This is a genomic window from Halobacteriovorax sp. HFRX-2_2, from assembly GCF_043196705.1.
Lineage (GTDB): Bacteria > Bdellovibrionota > Bacteriovoracia > Bacteriovoracales > Bacteriovoracaceae > Halobacteriovorax_A.
Genome location: NZ_JBEBMT010000002.1, coordinates 1,030,519 through 1,044,287, shown reverse-complemented (window position 1 = coordinate 1,044,287; position 13,769 = coordinate 1,030,519). Strand labels below are relative to the sequence as shown.

At 38.2% G+C, this 13,769-nt stretch carries 14 protein-coding genes; 9 read left to right on the top strand and 5 right to left on the bottom strand.

Annotation, left to right across the window (positions count from 1 at the left end):
• Nucleotides 1–47 precede the first annotated feature (47 nt).
• The 3 genes from fbaA to ABMA79_RS10335 all read left to right on the top strand — a co-directional run bounded on the left by fbaA (nucleotide 48) and on the right by ABMA79_RS10335 (nucleotide 2,920).
• Complete coding sequence (gene fbaA, locus ABMA79_RS10345) at nucleotides 48–1,073, top strand: class II fructose-bisphosphate aldolase (protein WP_392860175.1); 1,026 nt, start codon at nucleotides 48–50, stop codon at nucleotides 1,071–1,073.
• A 94-nt stretch (nucleotides 1,074–1,167) separates the two neighbouring features.
• Nucleotides 1,168–2,100, top strand: a complete 933-nt coding sequence (locus ABMA79_RS10340) for a TIGR01777 family oxidoreductase (protein WP_393092397.1) — start codon at nucleotides 1,168–1,170, stop codon at nucleotides 2,098–2,100.
• Nucleotides 2,101–2,149: 49 nt separating this feature from the next.
• Nucleotides 2,150–2,920, top strand: coding sequence for a sulfite exporter TauE/SafE family protein (locus ABMA79_RS10335; protein ID WP_393092395.1), 771 nt, complete (start codon nucleotides 2,150–2,152; stop codon nucleotides 2,918–2,920).
• On the opposite strand, the gene ABMA79_RS10330 is transcribed toward ABMA79_RS10335, so the two are convergent.
• Nucleotides 2,907–3,419, bottom strand: a complete 513-nt coding sequence (locus tag ABMA79_RS10330) for a hypothetical protein (RefSeq protein ID WP_393092392.1) — start codon at nucleotides 3,417–3,419, stop codon at nucleotides 2,907–2,909. The two genes, ABMA79_RS10335 and ABMA79_RS10330, sit on opposite strands and share 14 nt — an antisense overlap.
• Nucleotides 3,420–3,562: 143 nt before the next feature.
• Here ABMA79_RS10330 and ABMA79_RS10325 point away from each other — a divergent pair, with 143 nt between their 5' ends.
• Entirely contained in the window at nucleotides 3,563–4,093 is a 531-nt protein-coding gene (locus tag ABMA79_RS10325) for a hypothetical protein (protein ID WP_393092390.1), read from the top strand.
• Between the two features lie 83 nt (nucleotides 4,094–4,176).
• The gene (locus ABMA79_RS10320) at nucleotides 4,177–4,368 is read left to right on the top strand and encodes a hypothetical protein (protein WP_393092387.1); all 192 of its coding nucleotides are present in this window, start codon (nucleotides 4,177–4,179) and stop codon (nucleotides 4,366–4,368) included.
• A 5-nt stretch (nucleotides 4,369–4,373) separates the two neighbouring features.
• Here ABMA79_RS10320 and ABMA79_RS10315 read toward each other — a convergent pair whose 3' ends face one another.
• Nucleotides 4,374–5,159, bottom strand: coding sequence for a nitroreductase family protein (locus tag ABMA79_RS10315; RefSeq protein WP_393057752.1), 786 nt, complete (start codon nucleotides 5,157–5,159; stop codon nucleotides 4,374–4,376).
• A 15-nt stretch (nucleotides 5,160–5,174) separates the two neighbouring features.
• Complete coding sequence (pepN, locus tag ABMA79_RS10310; protein ID WP_393092385.1) at nucleotides 5,175–7,790, bottom strand: aminopeptidase N; 2,616 nt, start codon at nucleotides 7,788–7,790, stop codon at nucleotides 5,175–5,177.
• 139 nt (nucleotides 7,791–7,929) lie between these two features.
• On the opposite strand from pepN, the gene ABMA79_RS10305 reads away from it, so the two are divergent.
• Nucleotides 7,930–8,661 (top strand): PilZ domain-containing protein, encoded by a 732-nt coding sequence (locus tag ABMA79_RS10305; RefSeq protein ID WP_392860162.1) that lies wholly within the window; start codon nucleotides 7,930–7,932, stop codon nucleotides 8,659–8,661.
• Here ABMA79_RS10305 and ABMA79_RS10300 read toward each other — a convergent pair.
• On the bottom strand, nucleotides 8,627–9,580 hold the full coding sequence (locus ABMA79_RS10300) for a hypothetical protein (protein WP_392860161.1): 954 nt from the start codon (nucleotides 9,578–9,580) through the stop codon (nucleotides 8,627–8,629). The genes ABMA79_RS10305 and ABMA79_RS10300 overlap by 35 nt on opposite strands.
• A gap of 122 nt (nucleotides 9,581–9,702) precedes the next feature.
• Between ABMA79_RS10300 and spt the strand changes: the two genes are divergently transcribed.
• Genes spt through ABMA79_RS10285 form a run of 3 tightly spaced genes read left to right on the top strand, consistent with a single transcriptional unit; the run spans nucleotide 9,703 to nucleotide 13,036 of the window.
• Entirely contained in the window at nucleotides 9,703–10,911 is a 1,209-nt protein-coding gene (gene spt / locus ABMA79_RS10295) for a serine palmitoyltransferase (RefSeq protein WP_392860159.1), read from the top strand.
• A gap of 23 nt (nucleotides 10,912–10,934) precedes the next feature.
• Nucleotides 10,935–12,062, top strand: a complete 1,128-nt coding sequence (locus ABMA79_RS10290) for an N-acetyltransferase (protein ID WP_393057754.1) — start codon at nucleotides 10,935–10,937, stop codon at nucleotides 12,060–12,062.
• Complete coding sequence (locus tag ABMA79_RS10285) at nucleotides 12,062–13,036, top strand: NAD-dependent epimerase/dehydratase family protein (RefSeq protein ID WP_393092382.1); 975 nt, start codon at nucleotides 12,062–12,064, stop codon at nucleotides 13,034–13,036. Before ABMA79_RS10290 ends, ABMA79_RS10285 begins: the two co-directional genes overlap by 1 nt.
• A gap of 1 nt (nucleotide 13,037) precedes the next feature.
• Here ABMA79_RS10285 and ABMA79_RS10280 read toward each other — a convergent pair whose 3' ends face one another.
• Nucleotides 13,038–13,646: a sterol desaturase family protein gene (locus tag ABMA79_RS10280; RefSeq protein WP_392860154.1), complete on the bottom strand. Its 609-nt coding sequence runs from the start codon at nucleotides 13,644–13,646 to the stop codon at nucleotides 13,038–13,040.
• Nucleotides 13,647–13,769: the final 123 nt, after the last annotated feature.

The window sequence follows — 13,769 nt, the reverse complement described above, 5'->3', positions numbered from 1 at the left end:
ATAATGTTGTGGAATCTTAATCCTACTATAACTAAAAGGAGCACTGGATGCCAATAGCTACTTATGAACAATACTGCGATATGTTAGATAGCGCGAAAAAAGGCGGATACGCTTATCCGGCCATTAACGTAACTTCTACTTCTACAGCAAATGCTGCCATTAAGGCCTTCGCTGATATGAAGTCTGATGGGATTATCCAGGTTTCAACTGGTGGTGGTTCATTTGCTTCAGGTCAGGCCCTAAAAGATGAAGTCTTAGGTGCAATCTCTCTAGCTCAACACGTTCACCTCGTTGCGGCCAAGTACGATGTCCTTATTGCTCTACACACTGACCACTGTCATCCTGAAAAAGTTGATAGCTTCCTAATTCCACTTATTGAAGAAACGGAAAAAAGAAGAGCCGCTGGTCAGCCGAACCTATTCCATTCTCACATGTTTGATGGTTCAGTTTTACCTACGAAAGAAAATATTGAAATGAGTAAGAAGCTTTTAGAGAGATGTGCTAAGAGTGAAATCATTCTTGAAATTGAAACTGGTGTTGTTGGTGGTGAAGAAGATGGTGTTAATAACGAAGATACACCAGCTGACAAACTTTATACAACTCCAGAAGAAATGGTTGAAGTAACAAAGGCACTTCGTCCACTTGGAAAGTTCATGTATGCTGCAACTTTTGGAAATGTTCACGGTGTCTATAAGCCAGGTAACGTAAAGCTACGTCCACAAGTACTTAAGGATGGACAGGCCGCAGTTACTGCTGAGCTTGGTGCAGATGCTGAAAACTGGCTAGTATTCCACGGTGGTTCAGGAAGTGAGCTTTCAGAAATTCATGAAACACTTAACTACGGTGTTATCAAAATGAATATCGATACTGATACTCAGTATGCTTACTCTCGCCCAGTTGTTGATCACATGTTCAAGCACTATGATGAAATGCTTAAGATCGAGGGAGAAGTTGGGAATAAGAAACAATACGATCCAAGAGCGTGGATGAAGAAAGCTGAGAACGCAATGACTGAACGTATTGCACAAGCTTGTCGCGATCTAAAGTCAGACGGAAAGTCGATCAATCTTTAATTAAAATATTCTAAAGAGTGGGTATCACGAAACTCGTGGTACCTACTCATACTTCATTAATAAATTCTTCACAATTCATCCATATACTAAAACCATGAAAGTATTAATTAGTGGTGGTTCAGGCTTTATTGGCACAAATTTAACACAATCTTTGCTTGAACACGGCCACGAGGAAGTGCGCATTCTCACTCGCGATACTTCTAACAAGCAAGGCAATGAGCAAGTTAAGTACTTCAGGTGGGATGTGGAAAATGGCGAAATGGATATGGCCGCCCTAATGGGCGTGGATGCTATTATTAACCTCGCGGGAGAAAATATCGCAGACTCTCGCTGGAGTGAAGAGAAAAAAGATAAAATCTATAACTCACGTATCAATGCAACAAACTTACTCCACGATAAATTGAAAGAGCTTGGAACAAGAGGCCTTCCTCTTCCGAAAAAATTTGTTAGCACTTCGGCCATTGGAATTTACGGTGATCGCTCCGATGAAGAGCTTACAAGTGACAGTAGTATTAGTGGAGACTTCTTGGCAGAAGTGTGTGAACACTGGGAGTCAAGTGCCCTTAGAATTCAAAACTTAGAAATTGATGTGAAGATTCTTCGTGTCGGAATTGTTCTCTCAAGTGACGGTGGTGCACTCGCAAAAATGTTACCGGCCTTTAACCTTGGAGTTGCTGGACGAATTGGTACCGGACATCAGTATATGAGCTGGATTCACATAAGAGACCTTTGTGATCTCTACCGTTTTCTCATTGAACACGATACTGAAAAGCAAGTCATCAATGGTGTAGCACCTAACCCAATTGAAAATATTGACTTCACCCAAACCCTGGGAAGAGTCCTTCATCGCCCTACTTTCATCCCACTACCTGAGTTTGCAGCAAAAACAATTTTTGGTGAGATGTCTCAAATCATGCTTGCAAGTCAGAAAGTATCTTGTGAAGAGACTAAGGCCTGTGGCTTTGAGTACTCATTTAATTTTCTTGAGGCAGCTCTTAGAGACACCTTAAAAAACCATAGCGAATAAATTTCATCCTCCACTATCTTTCTATTTCAAAAAGAGTGATAATCTCTTCATGGAAGATTTCACATTAGTTCAAGCTGTCACTATTTTTACTCTCATAACATTTGCAGGTTTTATTGACTCTATGGCCGGAGGTGGTGGACTCATCACGATCCCGACATATATTGCAACGGGAGTTCCAGCTCACCTACTTCTTGGAACAAATAAGTGTGTTTCTTGCATTTCGAAGTCACTTTCGATCTTTCGCTATGTAAAGCGAGGTAAGATCGATTTTAAATTTATCCTGCCACCAACGATCGCAACATTTAGTGCATCATTAATTGGCGCTCAGCTTAGTACTATTCTTGAATCAAAGCATATGGTCTATATTCTTATTCTCATCATTCCAATCATCTTCTTTATGAATCACCTAAAGAAGAAAAGAGAGTTAATGGATCACTCGCCTCTTGAAAAGATGCAAGTCCTCTTTCGCTCCGTTCTTATTGGACTTGTTATTGGTGGATACGATGGCTTCTTTGGGCCAGGAACGGGAACATTTCTTATTATCTCAATGATGTTCTTTCTTCATTTTGATATTCTTGAGGCCTCACCTCATGCGGCCTTTATGAATTACGTTAGTAATATTGCCGCCTTTATAACTTTCCTAATAAAGGGTGCCATCATGTGGAAGGTTGTTGCTATTGCGCTACCTGCGGGACTTCTAGGAAATTATCTTGGATCAAGTCAGGTTATCAATGGAAATAAGTCCACAGTAACAACAGCATTTAATGTTGTTCTTGTGGGCCTTTTATTTAAGTCTATTTACGATATTAGTACGATGTAGGACAAGAAACTTTCTTAAGCTTGAAAGTAAAAGAGCGATTGATACGTCGAGCATATGACTTAAGCTCAACACTTCCCTCAAAGTATTGTCCAACTTTTTCAATTGAAAGTTTTAGACGATGATCAACTTTCTCATACATCTCTTTTTGAGAGCGGTACATGTAAATATCTTCATCGATTTCATAGCTTAAAGAATTATTGTCCCACTTATATTCACCTAGGTCTTGAAAAAGAATAATTGGAGAATATGAGTAGTAAACATCATCTCTCACACCAGTAAAGAAGTTGAAAACATTTATTGGTTCTACGCGATTTGTCTCAACATTCTTATAAGTTCGTGAGAAGCTATAATCTTCATAAGTTGAAAGATTTCTCTCGTAATCTGGGCCATGAGGAACCGACTGCTGATTATGTTCAATTGTTTCAAAACACCCGTAAAGATCCTGTGGCGTGATGGCAAATAAGTTTGCAGCAACGAGTAAGCTTAGTAAGTACTTCATTTGAAAATCCTTTTCGTAATTGATTCTAAGTTACTATTTTAAGTGACAATCAAATTATGAGCAAATGATGAAAACTTACATTAGCAAATTAATTTAAGAATTAATTATAAACCATACAAGGTTCATCCGACTAAAATACAACTATGCTTAAGTTGACTATTCTTTCACTATTCGTGCTTGTCTTCTCCTCTTGTCATCAGAAGACCCTCGCCCCTGAGTTCCTTACGGCACAGTCGACAAACACGCCACCTAATGGAGTGCCTTCAAATCCTCCTGAGATCATTTTGACATCTTCAATCGACTACAACTCAAATACTATTACTGAAGATTCCTATCTCGTGGGTGAACAGGCCACCTATACCATTCCGGCAATGATTTCGGCAGCGGTTGGAAATGCTGGCCAAGGCTGGCTACAACTTGATATCGATAATTTACGCTATTGCTATATGGGTGACTCTAAAAATATAAATCTAGTATCACTAATCTATAACTTAATTCATTCAACAACAGATATCATTAATTCTTGTAGCTCAAGTCTTGATACCAATCTAGCGCCAAATCTATCCGTCGAATTATTTAATGGAGATACTCTTATTTTCAAACTTGAGAATGGCATTTGTGGCAATAAATGTCTCGATACGGAGGTAGCCTTAAATTTGATCCCAATTTTATAGGAATAAATAACAAAAAGTTTACAAGGCCCTGACCTCGTTCAAATTCGCTCTAGATAGAATGAATACATACAAAGGATGTGTATATGAAACATTTTTCAATTCTAACCATTGCTCTAACTTTATCTATGATCAATGTCGGTAATGAAACACATAGGCCAAAAGAAAATCAAATCAAGCACAATCAAGAGCAAACGGATTCAATCTCGCGTATTCGACTTCATACAAGAAGAAGCTTGTACTACTTTCCGTTTATTCCACGCTACATGGTTGCTTAGTGAATTTAGTGTTTTATAATAAAGTCTTCTTTTGGAAAACGAAATTGCGGGCCATACACACCCTTAGCAGATCTCTTCCCAACTCCAAGAATCATTGTAACGTGATCCTTACATCCAAGTCCTAAGAGCTTTTTAACTCTCTTAGCATCAAAGCCTTCCATTGGAAGAGTGTCATAACCTTGAGCGCGAATAGAAAGCATTATATTTTCACAAGCAAGGGCCGTTGTCTTATGGGCCCAAGTCTTAAGCTGAGATGGAAACATTGGTTCACGAAAGATCACTTGAAATAGGCCAATAGTATTATAGAAGGCCCACTTAAGAGGAGAAAGAATTCCAAATGGTCCCATATAACCATAGGCCATCGGAGCGATTTTTCCGTAATATGCCTTTACGGCCTTAGGCACTTCAATACCATCTTTCTTTGAAGCGGCCTCAAGTGAAGCAAGCATGCGCTCACAATTCTTCTTCCAAGTTCCAGTCTTTGCGACACAAACGATTAAGTGCTTTGCTGTCTTTGCACCATTTTGGCCAAAGCACATTTTGGCGAGAGCACTTCTTTTGTCTTCAGACTTTACCCAATGAAATTCCCAGGGCTGAAGGTTTGAAGAATTAGGTGCAAGAAGACCGTGTTCAATTGCCTTTTGGACAACTTCATCTGGCACTTCTTCATCACCGAAGACACGAACAGAACGACGTGAAGTAACAACCTTTTCAAATTCCTTAAAATCAATTTCCGGAGCAACCTCCGTATAATTTAATTCAAGTTCTTCTGTAAAAATATTGTCACTCACGCCAGTCTCCGTAATTTATGAATTTAATGTTTTAGAAAGTTTTTCAAAAACGTTCTTAGAAGTCTTCTCGTCATTAACGATTGCTTCTAGTTCAACACGAGCAATTTCTTTTAAGTCAGCTGGCATCTTGCGGTAGTCATTGAATGCACCAGCAAGTCTTGATCCTGACTGAGGGTTAATTGCATCAACCTTTCTAATCATTTCTGCGATGAACTTAAGTCCACGTCCACTTTCGTGATTGAACTGAACTTTATTGCGTGCAAAAGTTCCAATTAGTGAAGACACAAGATTAGGAACATTCATATCAAAGACTTCATCTTTCATAAGCTCCCCAACACGATCAAAAGTTGTATCATCACATGAGCTTGCTTGAACACTTAGCCACTTTTGCATAACAAGAGTTTGATCCTTAAAGCGTGCGTAGAATTCTTTTAGAGACTCATCTGCACCAGGAAGCATTTCATGAACCATAACTGATAGAGAGTTCATCATATCTGTCATATTTGTCGCAGCTTCAAAACACTTGCGAGCAAGTTCTTGATGCCCATCAATTTTTGCCAGACAACCAAGAGTAAATCCTCTTAGTCTTCTCTCACCCATTGCCTTTGCATCAACCTTGAAATCTCTTTCAGTACTTAGATCATTATAAATTGCAACAAGCTCTTGTTCAAAAGTACTTGCTAGAAGTTTATATAGCTTCTCTTTTACTTCATCTATTGCACGGTAATTTGGAATATCGATAGTCGAAGCAACATCAGTCATCGATGGAAGCCCAAGACATACGGCCTTAAATTCTTCATCAATATTTTGATCTTTAAGGATCGCTCCCCAAGCTTGAATAAATTTCTCATCAACTTGGAAACTCTCATCTTTAAGAAGAGCGTGGATATTTTTAAGAGCTAGAGCTTGTCCAGCTTCGTAGCGATTAAAATCATCATTATCATTTGCCATTAAGAAAATGAAATCATTGTCAGTTAGATCTGAACGTAGAACAACTGGAGCACTAAAGTTTCTATTTAGTGAAGCAACAGGTCTCTCAGAAACACCTTCAAAAACAAAAACTTCTGTATCAGCTTTGATATGTAAAAGTCCTCTATTAAGATCAGCTTGATCGTCTCTATTCTTAAGAGCAAGCTTCATATCAGCACCTTTGCTATCAAGTAGTCCAATAACAAATGGCATATGGAATGGCTCTTTTGTTGGCTGTCCAGGAGTTGCAGGCGTTGATTGATTAACCGTTAGTGTAAACTCTTTTGCCTCTTCATCGTAATTAGTTGTTACATCAAGAACTGGAGTTCCTGCTTGGTCATACCATCTTCTAAATTGTGAGAAGTCGTAGTTATCGTTTGCCACACTCATTGCATTTGTGAAGTCTGCTGTTGTTACGGCCTGACCATCATAAAGCTCAAAGTACTTATCCATACCACGTTGGAAACCTTCTTCACCAAGTAGTGTGTGATACATACGAATAACTTCAGAACCTTTTTCATAAATTGTCATTGTATAGAAGTTATTCATTTCAATATATGACTTTGGCTGAATTGGGTGTGATTGAGGCCCTGCATCTTCTGGGAACTGAGCTGCCCTAAGATTAATAACGTCATTAATACGACATACTGATCTCGAGTTTAAGTCCGCTGAGAATTCTTGATCTCTAAATACTGTAAGACCTTCTTTAAGAGTAAGTTGAAACCAGTCACGACAAGTAACACGGTTTCCTGTCCAGTTGTGGAAGTACTCGTGTCCTACAACTGATTCAATACCAAAGAAGTTATGATCTTCTGCTGTCTCTTTAGAAGCAAGAACATAAGCAGAGTTAAAGATATTTAAACCTTTGTTTTCCATTGCCCCCATATTGAATGAGTCAACTGCTACAATCATGTAGATATCAAGATCGTACTCAAGTCTAAATCTGTCTTCATCCCACTTCATTGATTTCTTAAGAGATTCCATTGCGTGGTGAGACTTATCTTCATTCCCTTTATCGACAAATACCTGAAGCTTAACATCGCGACCTGATTTTGTTTTAAATGTATCTTCGATCAGTGCAAGATCCCCCGCCACTAGTGCATAAAGGTATGCAGGTTTTGCAAATGGATCATTCCAAATTGCAAAATGCTTTCCACCATCAAGATCACCTTTTTCAATTAAGTTTCCGTTAGAAAGAAGGAATGGATAGTCTTTCTTATCTGCAACGATCTTCGTTGTAAAAATACTTAGGTTATCTGGACGATCGATAAAGTAAGTAATTCTTCTAAAACCTTCTGGCTCGTTTTGCGTACAAAACATTCCACCTGATTTATATAAACCATCAAGTGCAGTGTTGGCCTTTGGATTAATTTCATTGTGAATTTCTAAAGTAAACTTTTCTGTTGGAAGAGCTGAAAGAGTTAGAATCTCTTTTTCTTCGTTGAAGTTTTTAAATTCTTCACCGTTAACTTTAACTGACTTCAGAATTAATTCTTCACCATTAAGTTCAAGAGTTTGACCATTTACTGGCACAACTTCCATCTTTGAATATACTTGAGTTTTTGTATCGTCTAAGTGAAATTCTAGTTCCACAGTTTCGATTTTGTGAGTTGGCGCTTTATAGTCCGCCAAATACTTGACCACAGGAGTTTCGCTTTTCATATATACCTCGTTATTTCCTATAATTTTGAGTATTTATTTGTAGAATTTGCCACAATTTGAACTGAATGAAAACTTTGATTAGAATATATTTAATATTAAACACTTAAATTAATTTAGATATTATTAAAGTGAGAACTTGATGGATGCGAATAAGAAATTTTATTTCTCAGAAATTCCCTTTGAAGAGAAGATAAGTTTTCTAAAAAGGGCCCTAAGCGATGGATTAATCATTGAAATCTGGCGCAAAGGACAGGAAAAAGACAAAGTAGAAAGCTTCAAAATTAAATCTTTTGATGAAAGTGAACTCGAATTCACTCTCGACTTTGACGCAAGTCTCATTGCCAAGCTGGCCGGTTCAAAAAACAAGGATAGCGAGGTTCTTCTAAAAATTAAGTTTAAGTCAGTTATTTTATTTTCAAGTTCATTCTTAAGCTTTCTTCCAGCAGAAGAAGTCTATAAGCTCAAAGTTGACCGTCCAGTTTATAAGAGTCAGCAAAGATCTAACTATCGTTTGCATGCGAATGCTTACATCCCTATTCAGATTAAAATCGAAGAAGATGTCTTTGATTGCAACGATATCTCTGCCGGTGGAATTAGCTTTAATTGTCCAAAAGATTTCGCTGATAAATTCAAGAAAGAATTAATCTTTGACAATGCAACCGTAAGACTTGCTTCAAAGAGATTTGAAATTCCACAAGTTAAAATTGCAGCAACATGGCCTATTGAAAATAATGAAGAGACGCCAATGGGTATTGGAATCGCCTTTATGAATATGGATAAGGAAGTTGAAGAAGATCTCGTTCTTTCAATTAATTCAGAGGCACGTGGCGAAGAGCTTAGGAAGCAGGCGGCAATGAAGAAAGGCACTTAGAGCCTTCATTCTCTTTAAGCTTTAAATCCTTAAAATAGGTATTAAGCTCGTCTTGCTTAAGAATATCTTTTAATACCCTCTCATTGTCCTTCGAGAAGTGATCCTTAAAAGCTAAAATTGTCTCAAGTTTTGGACAACCAATCGGCATACTAAGAATAAATGCATTGATATCTTCTACCTTCACATCTTTCACTAGAAATCTTTTGTAATTGCGATCATGCCAACCCTCTAGGTAGCGTGCAAGATAAACTGCGACTCCTGACTTATGTGAATCAATTTTAAAGAAGTTTTTTGCCACAAAGTCCTTTAAGTCCTCATGGTTAGGAATTGCGCTAATTAAGGCCCCAAGGTCTTTATAGGCAATGCTCTTTTCATTCTTTTCAAGTAAATGAATATACATTCTTAAGTCGCCAGATTTTTCAAACCATGGCCTAGGAAGCTTAATGGCCATTAAATAGAAAGACTTCTTGGCCTTATCAGACTGGGAGGCATTGGCCAATTTAAGAAAGTCGGCCCTTAGGTTTTGAAAGTAATCATAGCACTTATAGTGATGACAATTGGCCATTGCACTTAGGTAGAGCTCAATTTGAGTCGAATTCATATCCTCTTCTTTTAGTGAAAGATACGAACAGCCGCCTACCGAAATTAACTTGCCACAAATGTAGAAGATATCATCTGCGTAGTGTGCCTGGTATTTTTGAAACTCGTCTTTTGAACGATTTAGAATACTTACAAGTGATTGACGATACTCTATTGGCCCATTTAAAGAACTTAAAATTTCTTTTCGGCCACATAGAGAGTTCAAATCACACGGAGGTTTCCAGTCGGAAACTTCAACTTGTGTTCCTTCATTCTGATCAACCTCGCTCTGACACGAGACATTAATTGTTAACAGAATGAACATGATGCATGTTTTCAAAGTGAATAATTTAAGTACCATAGGTGCTGTCACTGTGCGCATAATTTGTTGACTTGTCAATCTATACTGGCTAAATTCAACCCTACCTCTATTATTAATACAATTCGAATGAGATGTGAAATATGGCACTTAAATTCTCTAGCGCAGCTGACCGTTTAATGGACAAAGCAGCGATGCTAAAATCAAAAGATCTTTACCCTTTCTTCCGCCAAATTGGTGACTCAGAAGGAACAGTAGTAAAGATTGATGGAAAAGATCAAATCATGATCGGCTCAAATAACTACCTAGGCCTTACACATCACCCACACGTAAAAGAAGCGGCCATCAAGGCCATCGAAAAATACGGAACAGGTTGTACAGGATCACGATTCCTAAATGGTAACCTAACGATACACGAAGAACTTGAAGAGAAGCTTGCACGCTATCTCGGACATGAGAAGGCCCTTATCTTCTCTACAGGTATGCAAACAAACCTTGGTGCTCTTTCAGCTGTATGCGGTCCAAGAGACTGTATGCTCTTTGATTCAGAAAATCATGCATCAATCATCGATGCCTCTCGCCTAGCGATGGGGACGACTTTCAAATATCGTCACAACGATATGGAGTCTTTAGAAGAACAGCTAGAAGCAAATATCGACCGCTTTCAAAAAGTTATTATCGTAGCTGACGGTGTCTTCTCGATGACTGGTGATATCGCAAATCTCCCAGAGATGGTTAGACTTGCTGAAAAATATGGTGCTTATATCTACGTCGACGATGCTCACGGTATCGGTGTTATGGGAGATAAAGGCGCGGGAACAATGAACCACTTTGGGGTAACTGATAAAGTACATTTAAATATGGGTACTTTCTCGAAGTCATTCGCATCTATTGGTGGAGTTCTTTCAGGTGATGCTGAAACAATTAACTATGTGAAGCACCTAGCAAGATCATTCATGTTCTCTGCTTCAATGGCACCTTCTGCAGTCGCAACTGTTTCTGCCTGTATTGATGTTATCAATTCTGATGACACAATCCATGAGCGTCTTTGGGATAACGTTAAATTTATGAGAAACGGTTTTCAAGAAATTGGTTTCTATACTTATAATTCACAAACTCCAATCATCCCGATCTTCATTGGTGATGATGTTAAATCAATGCTTGTGACAAAATTCCTAAGTGAAAATGGTGTCTTTGCAACTCCTGTTGTGCCACCTGCAGTTCCTAAGGGAGAAGCATTAATTAGAACAAGCTATATGGCCACTCATAACAAGAGTGAGTTAACAAAAGTTCTAGAAGTATTTGCAAGAGCAAAGAAAGAGTTTGATATCCCTTCAACAATGGGACAATAGTTAAATTTTAAGGAGATAAGTCTATGGCCATTTATATCGAAAAAGTTGATATCTTAAACGATAAAAAGGCCCGTAAAAGATTTATTGATGTCCAATTTAATATCTACAAAGACGATAAGTATTGGGTTCCACAACTTCGTATGGAACTCAATAAGCTCTTTACTCATAAGCATCCATTTTACCAAACAGCACAATGTGCTTTCTATATTGCAATTAAGGATGGAAAAGATGTTGGCCGAATTATGGCCATCAATAACCACAATTATAATCAATTCCATAAGACGCTAGAAGGCCACTGGGGCTTTTTTGAGGCCATCGAGGATATCGAAGTCTTTAAGGCCCTCTTTAATTCAGCAATGGAGTGGACAAAGTCACTAGGTCTAGCAAAGTTTGTTGGGCCATTTAATCCATCGACAAATTATGAGTGTGGAACACTGATTAAAGGACATAATGAAGTCCCAGTCCTTATGATGATGTACAATTATGAGTACTATCACCAATACTTAAATGAGCTTGGGTTCTCAAAAGCGAAAGATCTTTTGGCCTATCATATGAAGAGTGATTTTGAGATGCCTGAGGTAATCAAGAAAATCGCACTAAGAGCTGAAGAGAAGGCCAATATTACTTATCGAACAGTTTCAAAGAAGAATTGGACGAAAGAAATTGATCTTATGTACAGCATCTACAACGATGCGTGGGAACAGAATTGGGGATTTGTTCCAATGACCAAAGATGAGTTCTATGCCATGGCCGCAGACCTTAAAACTGTTGCTGATGAAAAACTCGTTCTCTTTGCTCTAGTTAACGGCGAAGTGGCCGGCTTTATCGTATGCCTCCCCGACTTCAACCAAGTCCTACACAAAATTCCAGATGGAAAGTTATTTCCAAAGGGAATCTTTCAAGTCCTACGCGCGCCAAAACTTATCGACGGTGTTCGTGTCATTACAATGGGTGTGAAAAAGAAATACCGTTTATACGGACTTGAATCAATTCTGTATTACAGATGCCATGAGAATATAAAGCAATATAAAAAATATAAGAATGTAGAGATGAGTTGGATTCTAGAAGATAATCTCAATATGAATAAACCACTCATTCGCATGAATGCGATTCCATATCGCACATATCGAATTTTTCAAAAAGAGTTATAATGAAAGTTTTAGTTACTGGTGCAACAGGTTTTGTCGGCTCACATCTATGTGATAAATTAACTCAACAAGGTCATGAGGTTTTTGCTCTTGTAAGAAGCCCTCAAAAGGCTGAGTCTTTAGAGCTCCCTGGTGAATATATCAAAGGCAATCTTGAAGAAGAATCAATTAAGTCTTGGGTAAGAAAACTTCCACAAGACATCGACTGTGTTATTCATACGGCCGGAGTTGTTTCTGCAAAACATTCCCTAACCTTTGCTAAAACAAATCATCTCGCAACTGAAATTTTAATTAAGGCCTTAAAAGATAAATATGAAAATCTTCACTTTATGCTTATCTCTTCTCAAGCGGCCGCTGGCCCTTCATCACAACTTGTTGATGAAAGTATTGAGTGCCTTCCTGTTTCAGCATATGGCCATTCAAAACTAGCAGCAGAATATGCAGTAAATGAGCTTGCACCTGAGAGTTGGAATACGACAATTATCCGCCCTCCAATGGTTATTGGCCCGCGTGACAGTGCAGTTCTTGATGTCTTTAAAATGGTTAAAGGTCGAATTGTCACTGGCCCTGGACTTAATTTTAAAAAGAAAAGATATAGCGTCGTTAATGTTTTTGATCTAGTGGATGCCATTATCCTTTGTGCTTCTCAAGAACAAGCAAAGAAGGAAACTTACTTTGTGACTTCAGTTGATGAAGTAACTTTTGAAGAATTAATCAATGAAATCTCAGGAGCTCTTGGTATCAAAAAGGTCATGTTCATGGCACTACCTATTTGGTTTCTTAGGATCGTAGCGGGAATTATCTATACTCTCCCAATTCACTTACCTCTTACGGGAGATAAGATTAATGAATTAGAACAAGATGCTTGGCTTTGTAGCAACTCAAAGATTAAGGCACTTGGCTTTATTCCAAATTATAACCTAAAAGATACGATTGAAATGACAGCTAAGGATTACCAAGAGCGCAATTGGCTCTAGTCTAGTCTTCCTTTGGCCCTGTCACTGTTCTAAACACATAATCCCATAGCGGTGAACTTACACCGTACTTCGCTTTTTCGTGTCTAAAGTGGTGTTGAAGGTGAAACTTTTTTAAATAGCGTCCAACTCTTCCAGTCATTTTAAAATGATGAGTCGCATAGTGAATATAGTCATAGCAAAGATAGCCTACCGTGAAGAAGGCCATAAATCCTGGCATGTAAAAAGCAGGGATAAATAGTGAAAAGAATAACCAAATCAAGGCCATAATAAGAATGGCCGGCACAGGAGGCATAACAAGCCTTGTCGGGTCATTTGGGTCATCATGATGAAGTCCATGAAATAGGAAGACAAATCGCTCAGTAAGAGGACCAATCGGCCTTAAATGGAAAACAAAGCGGTGTAGAAGGTACTCTGTAAGTGTCCAGATGATGAGACCACTCACTGCACATAGAAGCATCTGTAGATGAGTATAACCAAGTTCAAAATATGAACGATAAATTAGAAAGCCTATAAATGGTGCCCATAAAACCAAAGGAACAATTGGATGGACATGGGTAAATGACTCAAGAATAGGGTTTTTAAATATTCTAATTGATTCGTATTTCTTCACTTCTTCTACCTAATTAAATATCACATATTTCTACCAAAACTTTTCGAAAAAGTCAGCACAGGCCAGCATTTGAGCATCTAAATTTCGTTTCACTTCTTCATCAAAATATGAAATCAAAAGTAA